The organism is Christiangramia sp. 3-2217-3z (assembly GCF_051195275.1).
GTDB lineage: Bacteria > Bacteroidota > Bacteroidia > Flavobacteriales > Flavobacteriaceae > Christiangramia > Christiangramia marina.
The window spans coordinates 56,579-76,118 of record NZ_JBNJLI010000007.1 but is presented as its reverse complement, the minus strand read 5'-3'; the positions used below and the strand labels follow the sequence as shown (position 1 = coordinate 76,118).

The window sequence follows — 19,540 nt, the reverse complement described above, 5'->3', positions numbered from 1 at the left end:
CAAAAATAAGCAGAGAAAATGATCTCACCGGAACAATTCGAAAAAGAAATAGATTTAATTATAGAAAATGCCATTCGTGAAGATGTTGGAGACGGGGACCATAGTTCTCTCGCTTGTATTCCGAAGTCTGCAAAAGGCAAAGCAAAACTGCTTGTAAAAGATCAGGGCCTTATCGCAGGAGTAAGATTCGCAGAAAAGGTATTTCATCACGTAGATCCAGAATTATCTATCGATCTTAAAATTCGAGACGGACAAAGGATATCGAAGGGAGACATTGCTTTTTACGTAGAAGGTTCTTCGCAATCTATTCTTAAAGGAGAACGACTTGTTTTAAATGCTATGCAGCGAATGAGTGCAATTGCAACTAAAACCGCAACTTTTGTAGAAAAGTTAGAAGGAACCGGAACTAAGATTTTGGATACCCGTAAAACTACACCGGGAATCCGCGCTCTGGAAAAATGGGCAGTTAAGATTGGTGGTGGCGAGAATCATAGATTTGCGCTCTACGATATGGTCATGTTAAAGGATAATCATATAGATTTTGCCGGAGGTATTACCAGGGCAATAGATAAAACAAAAGAGTATCTTGCAAGTAATCATCTCGATCTCAAGATCATCGTCGAGGCAAGAAACATGAATGAGATCAGGGAGATATTAAAGTCAGATGGAATCTATCGTATACTCATAGATAATTTCAATTATGAGGACACTAGGAAAGCTGTGGATCTAATAAATGGAAAATGTTTAACAGAGAGTAGTGGAGGTATCACCCTGGAAACTGCGCGTTCTTATGCAGAATGCGGAGTGGATTATATAAGTAGTGGTGCGTTGACGCATTCTGTGTACAATTTAGATCTGAGTTTAAAAGCCGTTTAATAATGGCACCAAAAAAAGCGTTTAACTCCAAATTAAAGGATCTTTCTGACTGGTGGAAACGTTGGTCGAAAGGGGTTGTTTTACCCGGCCTGGAAGGATTAACGCTTTATAATTTATGGATCATTTATTGGGGAGGGATCGTAAAAGGAACTTTTTCTACCCGGGCAAGTAGCATTGCATTCAGCTTTTTTATGGCAATCTTTCCGTTCCTGCTATTTGTGCTGAATTTGATCCCTTACATTACTTTCATTGATGATTTCCAGATAGAATTTCTGGTATTTATGGATTCTCTATTGCCTCCTGAAACTTCAGATTTCTTCGGAACTATTTTCGAGGATATAGCAAGTACACCAAGGGGAGGTCTATTATCTGTAGCATTTATACTTTCAGTATTTTTAATGACCAACGGTGTAAACGCAATTTTCACAGGTTTTGAATTCAGCTACCACACTAAAAAGAACAGATCGATCCCACGGCAGTATGCTGTTGCACTGGGTGTTGCGCTCATATTGGCACTGTTGTTGCTTATATCAGTTATAGGTGCTGTATATACGACTTATGCTATCGCCGATCTAACAGATCTGGGATTGGTTAGTAAAGAAGGAACTGGAGCACATCTATTAAAATACATTGGATTTGTTATTCTAATTTATACATCTGTGGCGATACTCTATTACTTTGGGACCAAGGAAGCAAGGAAGGCAAGATTCTTTTCTGTAGGCGCAACCTTTACTACCATTCTTATTATTATTGCTACCTTTTTATTCAGTTTATACATTACGAATTTTTCAAATTATAATGAATTATATGGTTCTATTGGAGCTTTATTGATCCTTATGTTTTATATATGGCTTAATTCCAACCTTTTATTACTTGGTTTTGAACTAAATGCTTCATTGATCAAATTGAAATGGAATTTTAAATAACTTTAAACCAAACTAAACTTACAAACATGAAAAAACTAGCAGTTTTATTTATTGCAATGATGAGCTTCGGCTTAACTTCAGCTCAAACAGAAGTTGGTGGTGTAAAACTTCCAAATTCTGAATCGTATCAAGGGAAAACCCTTCAGCTTAATGGAGCAGGAGTCAGAGAGAAATTATGGATCGACCTATATGCGGGCGGACTCTATCTTTCTGAAAAATCTTCCAGTGCTGATGCTATTATGTCTTCAGACAAGCCAATGAGCATTAAATTACATATCGTAAGCAAACTAATTAGTAGCGATAAGATGGTGGATGCTGTAAATGATGGTTTTGAAAGTTCTATGAATGGAAACACTAAACCACTTGCTGCAGAGATCAAAAAATTCAAAGGTTTCTTTATGGAAGAAATCACTAAGAATGATGTTTTTGACATTGTTTATCTTCCAGGAACTGGTGTGACAGCATACAAGAACGATAAAGAACTAGGTACTATTGCTGGAAAGGAATTTAAGAAAGCTTTGTTTGGAATCTGGTTGTCGAAAAACCCGGCAGATGATGATCTTAAAGATGCCATGTTAGGTAAATAATATGGGGAAGTTTTTATTAGTTCTCTTAATTCTTCCACTATTCACTCATAATCTTCGCGCACAGGATGTTCTGGGGAAATGGGAGAATAGAAACGAAGAAGGTGTGGTAAATAGTATTATCGAGGTTTATGAGAAAGATGGTAAGATCTACGGAAAAGTAGATCGAATTATGCGCGAGGAAGACAGGGATAGACTCTGCACAGAATGCGAGGGTGATCTTAAGAATAAACCGGTTGAAGGAATGGAAATTATGCAGGGCCTGGTGAAGGACGGCGAAGAATTCAGTGACGGAACCATTGTAGACCCAAAAACTGGTAAGGAATACCGCTGTAAGATCTGGATCGATGAAGAGGAACCGGATGTGTTGAATATTCGTGGATATATCGCTTTATTCTACCAAACCAGAACCTGGCAAAGAGCCGAAAAATAAACTACAAGCATAAAGCTGCCTGGAAAGTCAGACTTATTTTCATAGAATTAAAGTTTCTTAATACTTTTGATTTCTTGGAAAAAGTCGCTGTTCAGGCAGCTTTTCGTTTTTATCAATTTCAGTTTATATGTCACAATTTGTAGATCTTATTTTACCCATGCCACTGGACAACAGGTTTACGTATGCTGTCACCAATGAAGAGGCAGAATTCATTCAGGAAGGAATGCGATTGGCTGTTCCTTTTGGTAAGAACAGGATTTATACAGGCATCGTGGCTAAAATTCACGGTACACCTCCAGAAGTATACGAGGCCAAACCAATTCACCAGATCCTAGATGAAACTCCGCTGCTTACTCATAACCAGTTGAAATTCTGGAACTGGATCGCTTCCTATTATTTATGTACGGAAGGAGATGTTATGAAAGCAGCCTTGCCTGGAGCATTTTTACTCGAAAGCGAAAGCATCGTAAAACTTTCTTCGGAAGTCAAAATTGGGGACGAAATGCTTACCGATGATGAGTATTTGGTTACTGAAGCCTTGCAAAGGCAATCTTCGATGAAAATCCAGGAGATCGAGCAATTACTTGACAGGAAAAAAGTATTACCTATTATAAACAAACTGGTAGCAAAGAATCTGGTAGAACTCAACCAGGAAATTTATGAGCAGTTCAAACCTAAGGAAGTTCGTTATGTAAGTCTCAATCCTATGTACGAAGCTGAAGCTGAAATGCATGGCTTGCTGGATGAAATATCCAAGGCACCGAAACAACGCGAGGCTTTGTTAAGCTACTTCAGTTTAACCGCAAAATCTCGAAAAGCTTTAAAATTAAAGGAACTGTCCAATGAATCCGGAGTTTCTGCTGCAGTGATAAAGGGATTAATTCAGAAGGAAATATTAATTGAAGAATACCGGTCTACAGACAGGATTCAATTCAATTCAGAAATTAGTAACCACGAAATAAATTTCAGCAGCGAGCAACAGAGAGCATTTACAGAGATCACAGAAAATTTTGCTGAGGATAATGTGTGTCTGTTGCATGGTGTTACTTCTTCCGGGAAAACAGAGATTTACATTAAACTTATAGAAGCAGCTCTTGAAAAAGATAAACAGTCATTGTATCTATTACCTGAGATCGCACTAACCACACAACTTATCAAACGGTTACAGAATTACTTTGGTGATAAAGTCCTGGTGTATCACAGTAAGTATTCGGTAAATGAACGGGTAGAGATATACAAACATGTAAAAAAAAATAAGGACAAAGGCAAAATCGTAATTGGAGCAAGGTCATGTATTTTCCTACCATTTCAGGATCTTGGACTTATTGTAGTAGATGAGGAGCATGAAGCTACTTTCAAACAATTTGATCCTGCGCCAAGATATCACGCTCGTGATGCTGCGGTGGTTCTAGCCAATATTTTTGAGGCTAATATCGTACTTGGATCGGCCACGCCTTCTGTAGAATCCTATTTTAATGCCGTACATAATAAGTATGCTCTCGTGGAACTTCATAGCAGGTTTGGTAATGTATTGATGCCGGAAGTAGAGGTAGTCGATATAAAAACTGCGCATAAGAAAAAGAAGATGACCGGCCATTTTTCTGAAAGAATGATTGAAGAGATTAAGTCCAGTCTGAAGGAAAACGAACAGGTGATACTTTTTCAGAATCGCAGAGGTTTTTCGCCAATTCTGGAGTGTAATACCTGCGGGCATTCACCACAATGTCCAAATTGCGATGTTAGTTTAACTTATCACTCGCATAATAACCAGTTGCGATGTCATTATTGCGGTTATCATATTGCAATGCAGCACCAATGTATGGCTTGTGGTAGTAATGAGATTACCACAAAAGGATTTGGAACTGAGCAGGTGGAAACTGAACTAAAAGCGCTTTTTCCAAAACACAGTATTGGTAGAATGGACCAGGATACTACCCGAGGAAAATATGCTTATGAAAAGATAATCGAAGCCTTTGAAAATCATGAAACCGATATTCTTATTGGGACTCAAATGCTTAGTAAAGGACTAGATTTTCGAAAGGTGAGCCTGGTTGGGATTATGAATGCAGACAACCTTCTTAATTTTCCAGATTTCAGGGCGCATGAGCGAAGTTTTCAATTAATGTTACAGGTAGCAGGAAGATCGGGCAGAACTAAGAAACGAGGAAAGGTTTTGATCCAGAGTTACAACCCACACCACCAGATCATTCAGCAGGTATCCACAAGCGCATATAAAGAAATGTATGAGGAGCAACTGGAGGATCGCTACCAGTATCAATATCCGCCATTTTATCGTCTCGTACGGTTGACCCTAAAAAGCAGGGATTTCTCCAAAACCAATGAGGCAGCAGAGTGGCTGGCAAGAGCATTGGAGAATGTGTTCGATAGATACGTTCTGGGACCTGAATTCCCGCCTGTAGCCCGAATTCGTAATGAATACTATAAAAATATTCTAATCAAGATCCCGCAGAAACAAAATCTGGGAAAAACGAAAGCAATGATCTCTAGAATTTTAAAATCTTATCAGGCTATTGGCGCATTCCGGTCGGTAAGAGTTATAACAAACGTAGATCCCCAATAAAAAAAAGCCATCGGCTAGGATGGCTATATATTATTGGAGTGTAGATCGTTCTTCTTATTGTATTGCACTGAGTGCTTCTACCAGATTCGCTTTCTTATGTCGGCTCAATGGTAATAATTCTTTATCGATCTCTATATTTTTACTGTTATACCTTTCGATCTTATCCAGATTCACGATATAGGATTTGTGAGTACGCAGGAATCTTTCGCTGGGAAGTTCTTTTTCAAAAGACTTCATCGTTGCCAGAACCACAAAGTTATCTTTCTCAGTCACAAACTTCACATAATCTCCAAGAGCCTGAATGTACTTTAGCTTATTTAGAAATACCTTTCGATTCTTGAGATTGCTTTTAACGAAGATAAAATCATCATCTTCCTGTATTGGGGCCTGATGTTTAAGTTTGTAGAGATTAACCGCTTTATTCACTGCATTATTAAAGCGGTCTTTAGTTACGGGTTTGTGAATATAGTCTACAGCATCATAGTCAAAAGCCTTGAAAGCATACTTGGTCTTGCCGGTAACAAATATTATCTGCGGTTTGTTTGGAAGATTATCAAGTAATTCAAAACCTGAAAGAATTGGCATTTCAATATCCAAGAAGATAAGATCTGTCTCGGTATCCAGCAGGCCATTCTTAGTTTCTATAGCATTGTTATATTCGGCAACCAGGTTAAGATTAGGATGGTCTTTTATCAATTTAACGATCGATAACCTTTGCAGGCTCGAATCATCAACAACAGCACATTTAAGTAAAACTTCTTCCACGATAATTAGGTTAGACTTTAACAATATTACTCATTATATATAACAAATGCAAGGTGCATATAATTTAGCTGGTTAAAAATAGTATTTTTACCTTGGTAATAAGCTTTGAAATATGAATAATAAATTCTATTTTTGCAGCCGATTAAATTTAAAGTAGAATTTTATGAACAACTATGAAACTGTTTTCATCTTGAATCCCGTTTTATCTGATGAACAGATAAAGGAGACAGTTAAGAAATACGAAGATTTTCTTGTTTCTAAAGGGGCTAAGATGGTAGCTAAAGAAGATTGGGGCCTAAGAAAACTGGCTTATGCAATCCAACACAAGAAGAGTGGTTTTTATCACTTATTTGAATACGAAGCTCCAGGTGAGGTTATCGAACCTTTAGAGTTGGAATTCAGAAGAGAAGAGCGTATGATGCGTTATTTAACTGTAAAGTTGGATAAACATGCAATTGCTTGGGCTGAGAAGAGAAGAAAACGTAACAAGGAAAAAGCGTAATCATGGCAACATCTATTGAACAACAAGCAAAAGGAAAAAAAGACGGAGAGATCAGGTATCTAACTCCTCTTAATATAGAAACTACCAAAGCGAAAAAATACTGTAGATTCAAAAGATCTGGTATTAAGTACGTTGATTACAAAGATCCAGATTTTCTTATGGGGTTTGTAAACGAGCAGGGTAAATTGTTACCTCGTCGTTTAACAGGTACTTCTTTGAAGTTTCAGAGAAAAGTGGCTACTGCTGTAAAGCGTGCTCGTCACTTAGCACTAATGCCTTACGTAGGTGATTTATTAAAATAAAAAGAGGCAGTTATGGATGTAATACTTAAAAAAGACGTAGACAATCTAGGTTTTAAAGATGATGTTGTGGCTGTTAAAAACGGTTACGGTAGAAATTATCTTATACCTCATGGATACGCTGAACTGGCAACTCCTTCTGCAAGAAAAGTTTTATCTGAAACTTTAAAGCAGCGTGCCTATAAGGAACAAAAGCACATTGACGAAGCTAAGAAACAGGCTGAGAAACTTAACAATATTGAGATCAAGATGACTGCTAAGGCAGGAGCTGGTGATAAGTTGTTTGGTTCTATCACTAACGGTGATCTGGCTGATGCTCTTGCTAAGGAAGGTGTAGAAATTGAGAAAAAATTTATTAGCATCGCCGGTGGAAACATCAAGCGTTTAGGACAGTATGATGCAACTTTGCGTTTTCATCGTGAAGTAGTTTCAAACCTAAGTTTTGACGTTGTAGGGGAAGCTTAATATTATAATTTTATAGCAAAAAGCCCGCTCATTTATGAGTGGGCTTTTCTTATTTTGAGAAAAATGAAATACGCTCGATTAACAAAAGAACAATTTGAAGAGATGCATCAGGAGTTCATTAATTTCCTGGCAACTCAGTCCATCACCGGTGAGGAATGGGATAAGATCAAAAAAGAACAGCCTAAGGTTGCTGAAGATGAAATGGATCTGTTTAGCAATCTTGTATGGGAAGGAGTCCTGAATAAGGTTGAATACCTGGAGCATTTTTCTCCAAACCAGGTCTTTCTTTTTTATATTTCTGAAGTAACTATCAATCTGATCGCGATTAAGGTAGATAATGAATCTGTAGACATTACAACCCGGGAAGGTTATCAATGGTTACAAACCAATCTTATGAATGAGATGGTGAATATCTATACATCTTCAAAAGCTCTTAGTGAGGACAGAAATAAAGATATTTTCGCTTTGATCAAACAGGGGGCAAATATCACAAAAGGTGAATTATACGCTTACTTTAAGGACATCGTAGATAAAGACGCTTAGAACTATTCGTATCTAAGTGATTCTATAGGATCCTGTTTTCCGGCTTTAGCAGCAGGGTAACTGCCTGCAAGTATAGCTACGAATATGGTAATCCCGGTAGCCCATAACATGGCTTTCCAAGGTGTGGTGAAATCGAAATCCAGGGAAGACGATACGGCCCAGCCAATAAGAATTCCTAGCAATATACCGAGTAGACCACCAAGCTGACCAATCACTAAAGTTTCCAGGAAGAACTGCATGGCAATAGTATTTTTTTTAGCACCTAATGCTTTTCTGACTCCAATTTCACGTGTTCTCTCAGTGACACTTACCAGCATGATATTCATCAAGGCGATGGATGATCCAAATATGGTAATGATGGAAATGATCCAGGCGGCAATATTTAAAGCACCAGTAATTTGAAGAATACGATTAATAAGATCATCACTTCTCTCAATTCCAAAGTTATTATCTTCTTTCGGGTTTAATCCACGAATATTTCTGAAGGTGATAATAGCTTCATCCATGGCCGATTCCAGCATTTCCTTATCGTCCACCTTTACGCTCAGGCTGTAATTAATATTTGGTTGAGAAAAGATCGAGCGAGCATGTTGAATCGGGATAAAAACTCTTAGATCCTGGTTGTTTCCGAAGGTACTTCCTTTACTTTCCAGAATTCCAATCACTCTGAATTTCGCCCCGCGAATACTAATCGTTTTATTGACGGGATCCATTCCATTAAAAATGCCGTCTTTATAGTCGGCACCAATCACCGCAACATTGTTGTTATTGTTAATATCGAAAATGTTGAACTCTCTTCCTTCTTCAACTTCAAGTCCGGAGTTCTCTAAATAATATTCGTTTACCCCAAGAACTGAGATATCCGGATCTGTTTTTTCATTCTGATATTTGATTTCTGCAGATCCTGTTCCCGTAAATGATATCGCGGTTTCAGTAAATGGAAACTGAAAATTCTCCTTAAACTCGGTCACTTCCCTATAGCTAATTGTGGGATTTACCTTCCGGTCCTCATTGCTTATTCGCTCTCTGAATTCGTAACGTTGCAGGTTAAAAGTATTTGCGCCCATTGAAGCAAAATCCTGACTAATAGTGTTTTCCAGTGCTGCTACAGCACTTAAAATCCCAACTAATGCTGTGATACCAATAGCGATGATGAGAACAGTTAAGACAGTTCTTAGTGACTGATTTCTTATGGAACTTAGGGCAATTCTAATATTTTCCCGCAGGAGTGAAAACATGGGCTAACTTTTCGATCTTAACGATTAGACTATAAAATGATAGGATTGTTACTTAAAATATCAAATTTGTTTGGGTTCACTCAAAAATTAAGATATTTGCAGTCCTTTAAAAATCACATTTCAGCTTAGAACTTTATGGCACAAAAACCGTCAATTCCAAAAGGTACCAGAGATTTTTCTCCGGAAGAAGTAGCAAAAAGAAACTACATTTTCGATATTATCAAAACTCAATTTAAAAGTTTTGGTTTTCAACCTATCGAAACTCCTAGTTTTGAGAACTCTTCGACCCTTATGGGGAAATATGGTGAAGAAGGAGATCGCCTGATTTTTAAAATTCTTAATTCAGGTGATTATCTTAAAAAAGCTGATGCGAAAGCTCTTGAATTAAAGGATAGTACGGCATTAACTTCTTCTATAAGCGAGAAAGCATTAAGATATGATCTTACGGTTCCTTTTGCCAGGTACGTAGTACAACATCAAAATGAGATCGAGTTCCCTTTTAAACGATACCAGATACAACCCGTTTGGAGAGCAGATCGTCCTCAAAAAGGGAGGTTCAGAGAGTTTTTCCAATGTGATGCAGATGTGGTGGGAAGTGATAGTCTATGGCAGGAAGTGGAATTCATACAATTGTATGATGCGGTATTTACTCAGTTAAGTCTGGAAGATGTAACGATCAAGATCAATAACAGAAAGATCTTATCTGGTTTTGCAGAAGTTATTGGAGAACAGGATCGACTTATAGATTTTACTGTAGCGCTGGATAAACTTGATAAGATTGGTGAAGATGGAGTACGAAAAGAAATGCTGGAAAAAGGTATTTCTGAAAAAGCTATCGAAAAAATATCTCCAATTTTTGATCTCAATGGTTCTTTTGCTAAAAAAGTCTCAGGATTACAAACTATTCTGGAAAGTTCTGAAACCGGTATGAAAGGTATTGAAGAATTGCAATTCATACAGAATGCTATTGCTGAAATGCCTTTGAAAACCGCTACTCTCGACCTTGATGTGACCCTGGCACGCGGACTCAATTACTACACCGGAGCTATTTTTGAGGTTGCTGCTCCTGAAAAAGTTAAGATGGGAAGCATTGGTGGAGGAGGAAGGTATGACGATCTTACCGGGATTTTTGGTTTAAAGAATATGAGCGGAATGGGAATTTCGTTTGGTCTGGACAGAATATATCTTGTACTTGAAGAATTGGATCTGTTTCCTGAAACTGTGCGTGAGAATACCAAAGTACTTTTTATAAATTTTGGAGATAAGGAATCTTTATATGCGATGAAGTCTATACGGTCTTTGAGAAATGCCGGAATTACTGCTGAACTTTATCCAGACAGTTCCAAAATGGGTAAACAAATGAAATATGCCGATAAGCGAGATATTCCATTTGTCATACTTGCTGGTGAAGAGGAAATTGAACAGCAAACCTTCACTCTAAAGCATATGAAATCTGGTGAGCAGGATACACTTAGACTGCAAGATCTTATTTCGAAACTTTCATAACCTAATGGTTGCTTGCCGCATTTAAATTATCCATTTCTTCTTTGGTCAGTTCCATGTTTACAGCTTCTTCAAAACTTTTAAGATGCTTAGGTTTGGTTGCACTTGCAATTGGAGCAGTTATACCCGGGCACTGCATGATCCATCTTAAAGCAATCCCTGCCTGGGAAATATTGTGATGGTCTGATATATCTTTAAGTGCGTTGAGTACTTTTTTACCACGATCGTCGAAATAATCTCCAAGGAACTGTTCACGATCACTGCCTTTTATATCTTCGATACTTTGATATTTTCCAGAGAGGAATCCGCTGGCTAAGCTGAAATAGGAGGTAACTCCTAGATCATTTTCCTGGCAGATCTTCTGAATCTTCCCTTCGAACTTGTTTCGCTGCATCAAACTATATTCCGGCTGGAAAACCTGATACTTAGGTAAATCCTTTTTTTTGGAAGCATCTAATGATTCCTGTAATCTATCAGGACTCAAATTTGAAGCTCCAATATATCTCACCTTTCCCTGCTCAATTAATTTCTGATAGGCCCCCAGGGTTTCTTCTACGGGTGTTTTATTATCATCCCAATGGGTGAAATAAAGGTCGATATGATCTGTTTGCAATCTTCTTAAGCTATCTTCGACTGCATTAAGAATATGTGTTTTGGAAATATCCTTATCGCCACCTTGTTGCATACTGGAACCTACTTTGGTGGTAATGGTCAATTTATGCCGGTTGCCTCTGGACTTCATATACTTTCCAATAATACTTTCAGATTCACCACCATAGTTACCTTCAGCCCATCTGGAATATACATCTGCAGAATCAATAAAGTTAAATCCCATATCTAGCAGTTGATCCATCATTCTGAAAGATTCTTTTTCATTGATCGTCCACCCGAATACATTTCCGCCGAAAATGATAGGAGGAGTATATAATTCTGTATTTGCTAATTGTTGTCTTTTCATAAATCTAAGTTTTATCTAATTCGATCGTCGAAGTTTGTCGTAGAGATAATAATATCGAACCTATTAAAATTAAAGCTATAAAACAAAGAGTGATCCAGATTGGTATCTCGTATAGATCGCTTATCAGGAATTTAATTCCAACGAAAGCCAGTATAATTCCCAGTCCTTCGTTTAAGTAAATAAACCTGTCTTTCATATCTGCCAGTAAAAAATACAAGGCACGAAGACCTAGAATGGCAAATGCATTTGAGCTAATAATTATAAATTCATTTCTGCTTACTGCTAATATTGCCGGGATAGAATCTACTGCAAAGATGACATCGGTTAGTTCTATGATGATCAAAACGGTTAATAGAGGAGTGGCAATCTTCTTACCATTTTCTCTTACAAAAAAGTTGTCTTCCCTGTAACCTTCAGTTTGAGGAATCACTTTTCGTACCCATTTGAAAATTCTATTGTTATTAGGATTTGCTTCAGTAATGTCACTTTTAAAGATCTTATAAGCAGTATACAGCAAAAATCCACCAAATATATATATGATCCAATGTACATTTTCAATCAGGGCAATTCCGCCGAAAATAAAAATGACTCTTAGAACGAGAGCGCCAAAAATTCCCCAAAACAATACTTTATGTTGAAATTCCTTTGGCACTTTGAAGTAGCTAAAGAGTATTGCCCAAAGGAACACATTATCCATTGACAGAGATTTCTCGATCAAATAACCGGCGAGATATTCTCCTGCAGCAAGAGAACCCTGCCAACAATAAATCACAGCAGTAAATAGAAGCCCCAGGCTTATCCAGCCGGCACTATACCACGCAGCTTCCTTAGTATTTATCTTATGAGGTTTTCTCATCACCAGTTTTAAGTCTACGATGAGGAGAAGAATTATGAAGGCAGAAAAGGCTATCCATACCCACGGTTGTACCACGAAATCTTCGGAAGCTGCTGCCACAGGCTCAATGTATACGGTAAAATTATATGCGTTTATTATCACAATTTTTTGAGCAAATAAAGCTCAAAATTGGATATGAGATTTGTTTTTACAACAACTATAACAATTAGAAATTGAGTAGTTTTTTTTAAGCTGAGTTAGTTTAAAATAGCTGGGAGTGTAGCTGTAAAATACATAAATCTAATTACTTACGATGATTGTAGGAATTAAACAAAAATCATAAAAAAATACTAAGATGAGTGATATAAATAATTGTGACCAAATTATTCTTTAGCTTTAAAAGGTATTCTAGTAATCATTAGAATCAATTACCAACCAAAACCATACATAATGGAAATTAAACAACATCCTGATACCGAAGAATTGGTATTAAATATTAATGGACGAGATGTTAGTATGAAAGTTTCTGCATGGACAACTCTTGTCGATGCCTTGCGGGAACATTTACAGCTTACAGGAACTAAGAAAGGCTGCGATCATGGTCAATGTGGAGCATGTACCGTTCTTGTCGACGGGAAACATATTAATTCGTGCCTGACCCTCGCCGCAATGCAAACAGGTAAAGAGATTGTCACGGTAGAAGGATTAGCTAATGGAGATGAATTGCATCCAGTGCAGGAAGCATTTATCAAACACGATGCATTCCAGTGCGGCTATTGCACACCCGGGCAGATATGCTCTACCATTGGATTACTGAATATGAATAAAGGAAGTGATGCTGCGGAATTAAGAGATCTCATGAGTGGAAATATTTGTCGCTGTGGAGCTTATGCCAACATTTATAAAGTGGTGGAAGAATTAAAAGACAGAAATACCGAAGCTTTATCTAAAAATAGCAATTAGACTATGAATAATATTTCCTACAAAAGAGCACAAAGCGTGGAAAACGCGATCGAACACATAGGTTCTAAAAAAGAAAGTAGCAGATTTATTGGTGGAGGAACTAATTTGCTGGATCTTATGAAGTATCGGGTTGAGAATCCTGAGCATTTAATTGATATCAATCATCTGAATCTTTCGGAAATCGAAAACTCAGATTCTGGAGGTTTACTACTGGGAGCGACCAAGACCAATGCCGATACAGCTTATCATGAACTAGTAGAAGAGCAATATCCACTACTTTCTGAGGCTATGCTCTCTGCCGCTTCAGCGCAATTAAGAAATATGGCAACCAATGGCGGGAATTTATTACAGCGAACCAGATGCTTCTATTTTTATGATACTTCAACGCCCTGCAATAAAAGAGAGCCTGGAAGTGGATGTTCCGCATTAGAAGGATTTAACCGTTTGCATGCAATTCTTGGAGAAAGCGAGCATTGTATAGCCACGCATCCTTCAGATATGGCGGTAGCGCTTGCGGCATTAGATGCGACAGTTCATATTAGTGGAGCTGAAGGTGATAGGACAATTGCCGCGACTGACTTCCATAAACTGCCTGGTGACACCCCGCACATAGAAACCAATTTAGAACCGGGAGAGATCATTACGGGAATTGAGCTTCCAGAGAAAGGTTTTGCTAAGAACTATCATTATTTAAAAGTCAGGGACAGGCCGTCTTATGCTTTCGCATTAGTTTCAGTAGCTGCCGCAATTGAACTGGAAAACAACACTATCAAGGACATTAGAGTTGCTTTGGGTGGAGTTGCACACAAACCCTGGAGAAAACCTTCCGTAGAAAAAGAGTTTATTGGAAAAGAGGCAAATACGGAGAATTTCGAGCAATTAGCGGATAAACTTACCGATGGAGCTAAAGGATACGGTGATAACGATTTTAAAATACCACTGGTTAGAAAATCCATTGTAAGAGCATTAACAGAAGCAATGAACAAATAGCATGATAGCAGATACAAAATATATAGGGAAACCTACCAGAAGGGTAGATGGTATAAAAAAAGTAACAGGGAATGCTACCTATAGCGCTGAATTTAATCCTGAGCATTTAGTACATGGATATATAATGAATAGTACAATTTCCAGAGGTAAAATTATTGAGATTAATGATGAAGAGGCTTTAAAAGTGCCGGGAGTTCGACAGGTATTTACCCATAAAAATATCCCGGAAGAAGTTAAGATGGATTCAGATTATACAGATCCTCTGGCTCCTCCCGGTAATCCTTTCAGACCATTCTATAATGAGGACATTTTGTATAACGGGCAACCGGTCGCGCTAATCGTTGCAGATTCTTTCGAAACAGCCGCATATGCCGCAGGACTGGTTAAAATAGATTATGAAAAAGAGGAAGGTTGTGAGGTTGATCTTAAAGCAAATCTCCAGAATGCGACCAGAGAGGACGTTCCTGACCCACCAGAGCCCAGAGGTGATGCCGCAAAAGCTTATGAATCTTCTAAACATCAGGTAGATGTAGAATACTATTTGCCTCGCCATTATCAGAACCCTATGGAGACTTTTGCAACCGTAGCGATCTGGAATGCAGATGAGCAGGGCTTTACCATTTATGATAAAATACAGGGAGTTGGAAGTAGTCAGCAATATATTTCAGGGATCTTCAATCTGGAAAAAGAAAAGGTCAGGGTATTGTCTCCTTTTGTAGGTGGCGGATTTGGGTCTGGTTTAAGACCACAATATCAACTATTCTGTGCTGCGATGGCCTCGAAAGTTCTCAATTTGCCGGTGAAGGTTGTAATGACCAGAACTCAGATGTTCACTTTTGGGCACAGGCCTGCTTGTTTACAGCGTTTAAAACTATCATCAGATGAAACAGGCAAACTGAAATCAATAAATCACGAGGCATTTGGAGAAACTTCAAGGTTTGAAATGTTCAACGAGACCGTTGTAGACTGGTCTGGAATGATGTACCAGTGTGATAATGTCAAACTGGATTACCAACTCGTGCCGCTGGATGTATATACGCCTATGGATATGCGAGCACCCGGAGGAGCTACAGGAATGTATGCCCTGGAGTGTGCTATTGATGAACTGGCCATTGAAGCTGGGGTAGATCCACTGGAGTTCCGTTTAATAAATTATGCTGATATTGATCAAAATGAAGGTAAGCCTTATTCCAGTAAGGAATTAAGAGCTGCTTTCCTCAAAGCATCAGAAAGTTTTGGATGGGAGAAAAGAATTGCAAAGCCTGGAAGCATGCAGGATGGTAATAATCTTGTTGGTTATGGAATGGCCACTGGAGTGTGGGAAGCTTTGCAGCAGGAATCTTCAGCGAAAGCTATATTAACTTCTGAAGGGAAACTTACAGTTAGTAGTGGGACGGCAGATATTGGTACTGGAACATATACGATCATGTCCCAGATAGCGGCGGAAATTGTTGGAATTCCATTGGAAGATGTAGAATTCCAGCTTGGAGATTCTAGTTTGCCGAAGGCTCCAATTGAAGGTGGATCCTGGACTGCATCTTCAGTAGGTGCTGCAGTAAAACTTGTGTGTCATGCGCTTCAGAAGAAAATATTTGGATACGCTCAACAGAGTTTTCCTGAAGAACTAAAGGGAGCAATGTTCGAAGAAGCGGAGTTCAGTAATAGACATCTAAGCGTAAAATCTACCCGATTTAGTTATTCTGAAATTTTAGCAGCTTCCGGTCAGAATTCTGTGGAAACCAGCGTTAATTCTCAACCCGCAGATGATCGCAGTAAGTATTCATGCTACTCACATTCCTGTGTGATGGTAGAAGTACATGTAGATAAGGATACTAAAATGATCACGGTTCCCAGAGTTGTGAGTGCGATAGCAGGAGGTAAAATACTAAATCCTAAGACCGCTGAAAGTCAGATTCTGGGTGGTATCACCTGGGGAATTAGTATGGCGCTAGAAGAAGAAGGAATGATGGATAGTCGTAATGGCCGAATTATGAATGCGAACCTTGCTGAATATCATGTTGCAGTACAAGCAGATATTCAGGATCTTGAAGTGATATTCGTGCCAGAACATGATGAAATCGTGAATCCGCTGGGAGCTAAAGGTCTGGGTGAAATTGGTATTGTAGGAGTTGCTTCTGCAATTTGCAATGCGATCTACAATGCTACCGGAAAACGTGTGCGAGAATTGCCAATCACACTGGATAAGTTAGTGTAGATCAGGAAATAGAAAATTGATAAAAAGTAAAAAGGGATTTCGAAAATACGAAATCCCTTTTTTTTGTAGCGAGACCGAGATTTGAACTCGGGACCTCCGGGTTATGAAAATATTCAAGTACGAACCAATATTAACCGAAATAATTGAAAATCAATTGATTAGATAATTTTTAATTTTTTTTAATACCATATAATATGGCTTAAAATCAATCGATTCTGTACTTATTCTGTACTAGTTTTATAGATGTAATTTGGTATATTACAATGGTTTAAATCTTAAATGTATGGCAAATTTGAAGATAGTTTTGAGGAAAAACATAAAAAAAAGGATGGTAGAATTCCTCTCGCCTTAAGAATTAGTGAGAATTATAAGACTAATTACGTCTGGCTCGGACACAACATTTTTGAGAAGGATTGGGACGATCTTGCTGGAAAAGTAAAAAAAACGCATCCAAATTTTAAAAGATTAAATAACTTTTTGATGAAAAAAATGATTGAAGTAGACGATATATACTTCAATTCCGATACAAAAATAACTCCGAAGCAAATAAAACAAAAATTGAAAGGACCAGATGGTTCCAAATCATTCTTTGCGGTTGCTACTGAAAATATACAAAGCAAATATGACACGGGCATTTTTTCAGTTGCTAAAGCGCAGTTATCAATATTATATAATATTGAAGAATTTATACAACTAAAGAATTCGAGAAGCAAGGCAAAAATCATCCAAGAAATTAAACAAAGACGGTTAAAGCGAGTGAGCGAGGCTAGAAGATCTAAATATCACTGGATGGATGGCGTTGCATATTTTAAAAAAAATGATAACCTAAGATTCCGGGATATTGACGAGTCTTTCATTAGAAAATATAAGACATTTTGTTCTTCTTACTTGAATCAAAAACCAAGGACAATAACCAATCAGCTTATTTTCATTAGAACTCTTTATAATATTGCAATTAAAGAAGGAGTAATTGCCCAGAAATATTATCCTTTTGCTGGTGAGAAAGAGAAAATTAGAATATCCTCAGGTAATAAAATTGGATTGAATGTAGAAGAAATTGAGAAGATAGAATCACTCGAATTAGAGAAGTACTCAACTATATGGCATACTCACAACATATGGTTGTTTTCTTTTTATTTTGCCGGGATGCGAATCTCAGATGTAATTAAATTAAAATGGTCTGATTTCAAGGATAACCGTTTATACTATGTCATGGAAAAAAATGGTAAACCTCTAAGTTTAAAAATTCCTGATAAAGCTAGGATTATAATTGATTACTATCGCCAAGGTAAGAAATTCAATAACGGATATTTATTCCCTTTTTTACGGGAAGTAGATCAAACTCAAGCCGAACAAATTTATACACGGACAAAGAGTACCACTAAACTTCTCAATAATTATCTAAACTAAATAGCTAAACTTTGTGATATTAATAAAGTATTATCTAATCATATTGCCCGTCATAGTTTCGGAAATATTGCAGGGGATAGAATCCACCCTTTAATGCTACAGAAATTATATAGGCATAGTGACTTAAAAACAACTTTAAACTATCAAGCCAATTTTATTCATCGCGATGCAGATGCTTTGGATAGTGTAATTAATTTTTAATAATACTCTCAAAAAAACTACGATCAAATACTATTGAGTATTTTTTTAATGTTCATAAATTGCTGATTATTCCGAGTATAATGGTTTTTCCATTTTTGAACCTATGAATGGTATTCTGGGAGCTAGAAAATATTCTGTTAAACTTGCAAACAATATAGGAATAAAGTAGGTGAAGCCTGTAAGAGTAGCTAGTAGGATTGTGGTACTCATTGGAGTTCTCGTAACGCAAGCATTTATTGCTGCCATGCAGGTAATTACTGCCAGGGACAAATTAGTTTCAGGAAATAAATGGTGAATAATCAATCCTAATGTAGCCCCAGTAAAAAATAATGGAATAATAAAACCTCCACGCCATCCGGAAGTTACGGTAACAGCAATGGGAATTATTTTAAAAACTAATATCGCAAGAAGGAACTGTATGGATAGATTATTCAAGAGGAGTTCATTTATTTGATGGTGTCCGAAGTAACGGGTGAGCGGATAATAGAAAGCAATTACTCCTAAAATCACCCCACCTATTAAGGTTTTGATATATATAGGAAAATTAATTTTTGAAAAGCAATTTTTAAAATTTTAGTACAGAAAATAAAAGTCCTGGCAATGATGGTTCCAGCCACGGCAAAAAGGATCGCATAATAAAATCAAATTTATCCTGCATTCCATAAGAGGGTAGGTCCCAAATTGGACCAAGTCTTAAATGTATGATTAATGCGAAAATAATATAGCTGAAGCAACTGGCTACAAAGGCCGGAATGATTGCTTTGTAATATTCCACGGCATGTTTGTGATGCAAAATTCCCAATGAAAACAAACTTCCTCCCAAGGGAGCTCCAAATAAAGCAGTAAAGCCTGAAGCCATCTAGGCAATACTCATAGACGAAGCTCTTCATCTTTCATTCTCAATACTCTCCCAAGCCAGGTTCCGGTAGAACCCGTTACCTGTACTAAAGGATCTTCGGGTCCAAGGCTACCGCCAGAAGCCACACAAAGTAAAGAAGAAAGCACCATAGATAGATTGTTTTTTGGATCTAGTTTACCTTTATTAAACCTGATATTATTGACGATTAAATGGATTTCCCCCGGATCTCCAATAAGATGAATAATTAAACCGGCCAGAAGTCCGGCAACTGCCATAGTAGGGATCACCAGCTAACCATCAAAAAAAGCCAAGCCATGGGTCAAAAATTCCAGTATAATCCAATAAGTACCGGAAAGAAGCCCGCCAAGAATACCTAGAAGTGCCCAGAGAAAAA

Annotated in this window: 20 protein-coding genes and 2 pseudogenes; 15 read left to right on the top strand and 7 right to left on the bottom strand. The window is 37.7% G+C overall.

Going from position 1 to position 19,540, the window contains the following annotated elements:
- Positions 1-18 precede the first annotated feature (18 nt).
- From nadC to priA, 5 genes are all read left to right on the top strand, one after another.
- Positions 19-876, top strand: coding sequence for a carboxylating nicotinate-nucleotide diphosphorylase (gene nadC / locus ACSHZO_RS12805; protein ID WP_298247768.1), 858 nt, complete (start codon positions 19-21; stop codon positions 874-876).
- Positions 877-878: 2 nt separating this feature from the next.
- On the top strand, positions 879-1,802 hold the full coding sequence (locus ACSHZO_RS12800; protein ID WP_298247769.1) for a YihY/virulence factor BrkB family protein: 924 nt from the start codon (positions 879-881) through the stop codon (positions 1,800-1,802).
- Positions 1,803-1,828: 26 nt separating this feature from the next.
- Positions 1,829-2,389 (top strand): chalcone isomerase family protein, encoded by a 561-nt coding sequence (locus tag ACSHZO_RS12795; RefSeq protein ID WP_298247770.1) that lies wholly within the window; start codon positions 1,829-1,831, stop codon positions 2,387-2,389.
- A 1-nt stretch (position 2,390) separates the two neighbouring features.
- Positions 2,391-2,819, top strand: a complete 429-nt coding sequence (locus tag ACSHZO_RS12790; protein ID WP_298247771.1) for a DUF2147 domain-containing protein — start codon at positions 2,391-2,393, stop codon at positions 2,817-2,819.
- Positions 2,820-2,946: 127 nt separating this feature from the next.
- Positions 2,947-5,400, top strand: a complete 2,454-nt coding sequence (gene priA, locus ACSHZO_RS12785; RefSeq protein ID WP_298247772.1) for a replication restart helicase PriA — start codon at positions 2,947-2,949, stop codon at positions 5,398-5,400.
- A 54-nt stretch (positions 5,401-5,454) separates the two neighbouring features.
- Here priA and ACSHZO_RS12780 read toward each other — a convergent pair whose 3' ends face one another.
- Entirely contained in the window at positions 5,455-6,165 is a 711-nt protein-coding gene (locus ACSHZO_RS12780) for a LytR/AlgR family response regulator transcription factor (protein ID WP_185739476.1), read from the bottom strand.
- 163 nt (positions 6,166-6,328) lie between these two features.
- Between ACSHZO_RS12780 and rpsF the strand changes: the two genes are divergently transcribed.
- The 4 genes from rpsF to ACSHZO_RS12760 all read left to right on the top strand — a co-directional run bounded on the left by rpsF (position 6,329) and on the right by ACSHZO_RS12760 (position 7,974).
- On the top strand, positions 6,329-6,667 hold the full coding sequence (gene rpsF, locus ACSHZO_RS12775) for a 30S ribosomal protein S6 (RefSeq protein ID WP_141877878.1): 339 nt from the start codon (positions 6,329-6,331) through the stop codon (positions 6,665-6,667).
- A 2-nt stretch (positions 6,668-6,669) separates the two neighbouring features.
- The gene (gene rpsR / locus ACSHZO_RS12770; protein WP_026916063.1) at positions 6,670-6,969 is read left to right on the top strand and encodes a 30S ribosomal protein S18; all 300 of its coding nucleotides are present in this window, start codon (positions 6,670-6,672) and stop codon (positions 6,967-6,969) included.
- A gap of 12 nt (positions 6,970-6,981) precedes the next feature.
- Positions 6,982-7,431: a 50S ribosomal protein L9 gene (gene rplI, locus ACSHZO_RS12765; RefSeq protein ID WP_295181502.1), complete on the top strand. Its 450-nt coding sequence runs from the start codon at positions 6,982-6,984 to the stop codon at positions 7,429-7,431.
- 63 nt (positions 7,432-7,494) lie between these two features.
- Positions 7,495-7,974: a DUF6495 family protein gene (locus ACSHZO_RS12760; RefSeq protein WP_298247773.1), complete on the top strand. Its 480-nt coding sequence runs from the start codon at positions 7,495-7,497 to the stop codon at positions 7,972-7,974.
- A 2-nt stretch (positions 7,975-7,976) separates the two neighbouring features.
- Here ACSHZO_RS12760 and ACSHZO_RS12755 read toward each other — a convergent pair whose 3' ends face one another.
- The gene (locus ACSHZO_RS12755; protein ID WP_298247774.1) at positions 7,977-9,212 is read right to left on the bottom strand and encodes an ABC transporter permease; all 1,236 of its coding nucleotides are present in this window, start codon (positions 9,210-9,212) and stop codon (positions 7,977-7,979) included.
- Between the two features lie 135 nt (positions 9,213-9,347).
- On the opposite strand from ACSHZO_RS12755, the gene hisS reads away from it, so the two are divergent.
- Positions 9,348-10,718: a histidine--tRNA ligase gene (hisS, locus tag ACSHZO_RS12750; protein ID WP_298247775.1), complete on the top strand. Its 1,371-nt coding sequence runs from the start codon at positions 9,348-9,350 to the stop codon at positions 10,716-10,718.
- Position 10,719: 1 nt separating this feature from the next.
- Here hisS and ACSHZO_RS12745 read toward each other — a convergent pair whose 3' ends face one another.
- Positions 10,720-11,673: an aldo/keto reductase gene (locus tag ACSHZO_RS12745; RefSeq protein WP_298247776.1), complete on the bottom strand. Its 954-nt coding sequence runs from the start codon at positions 11,671-11,673 to the stop codon at positions 10,720-10,722.
- Between the two features lie 4 nt (positions 11,674-11,677).
- A complete protein-coding gene (locus ACSHZO_RS12740) occupies positions 11,678-12,670 on the bottom strand; it encodes a TerC family protein (RefSeq protein WP_298247777.1) in 993 nt (330 codons plus the stop codon).
- 288 nt (positions 12,671-12,958) lie between these two features.
- On the opposite strand from ACSHZO_RS12740, the gene ACSHZO_RS12735 reads away from it, so the two are divergent.
- The 5 genes and pseudogenes from ACSHZO_RS12735 (at position 12,959) to ACSHZO_RS12715 (ending at position 18,086) form a co-directional block, all read left to right on the top strand.
- On the top strand, positions 12,959-13,471 hold the full coding sequence (locus ACSHZO_RS12735; RefSeq protein ID WP_298247778.1) for a (2Fe-2S)-binding protein: 513 nt from the start codon (positions 12,959-12,961) through the stop codon (positions 13,469-13,471).
- A gap of 3 nt (positions 13,472-13,474) precedes the next feature.
- Complete coding sequence (locus tag ACSHZO_RS12730) at positions 13,475-14,461, top strand: FAD binding domain-containing protein (protein WP_298247779.1); 987 nt, start codon at positions 13,475-13,477, stop codon at positions 14,459-14,461.
- Between the two features lies 1 nt (position 14,462).
- Positions 14,463-16,676 carry a xanthine dehydrogenase family protein molybdopterin-binding subunit gene (locus ACSHZO_RS12725; RefSeq protein ID WP_298247780.1) on the top strand — a complete coding sequence of 738 codons (2,214 nt, stop codon included), beginning with the start codon at positions 14,463-14,465 and terminating at the stop codon, positions 16,674-16,676.
- A gap of 279 nt (positions 16,677-16,955) precedes the next feature.
- Positions 16,956-17,144, top strand: a pseudogene (locus ACSHZO_RS12720) (Arm DNA-binding domain-containing protein); the annotation flags it as partial.
- Positions 17,145-17,156: 12 nt separating this feature from the next.
- Positions 17,157-18,086: a tyrosine-type recombinase/integrase gene (locus ACSHZO_RS12715; protein WP_298247837.1), complete on the top strand. Its 930-nt coding sequence runs from the start codon at positions 17,157-17,159 to the stop codon at positions 18,084-18,086.
- Between the two features lie 267 nt (positions 18,087-18,353).
- Here ACSHZO_RS12715 and ACSHZO_RS12710 read toward each other — a convergent pair.
- The 3 genes and pseudogenes from ACSHZO_RS12710 to ACSHZO_RS12700 all read right to left on the bottom strand — a co-directional run.
- Positions 18,354-18,842: pseudogene (locus tag ACSHZO_RS12710) on the bottom strand (chloride channel protein); the annotation flags it as partial.
- Between the two features lie 10 nt (positions 18,843-18,852).
- Positions 18,853-19,146 carry a chloride channel protein gene (locus ACSHZO_RS12705; protein WP_366878415.1) on the bottom strand — a complete coding sequence of 98 codons (294 nt, stop codon included), beginning with the start codon at positions 19,144-19,146 and terminating at the stop codon, positions 18,853-18,855.
- Between the two features lie 11 nt (positions 19,147-19,157).
- A complete protein-coding gene (locus ACSHZO_RS12700) occupies positions 19,158-19,421 on the bottom strand; it encodes a chloride channel protein (RefSeq protein ID WP_366878417.1) in 264 nt (87 codons plus the stop codon).
- Positions 19,422-19,540: the final 119 nt, after the last annotated feature.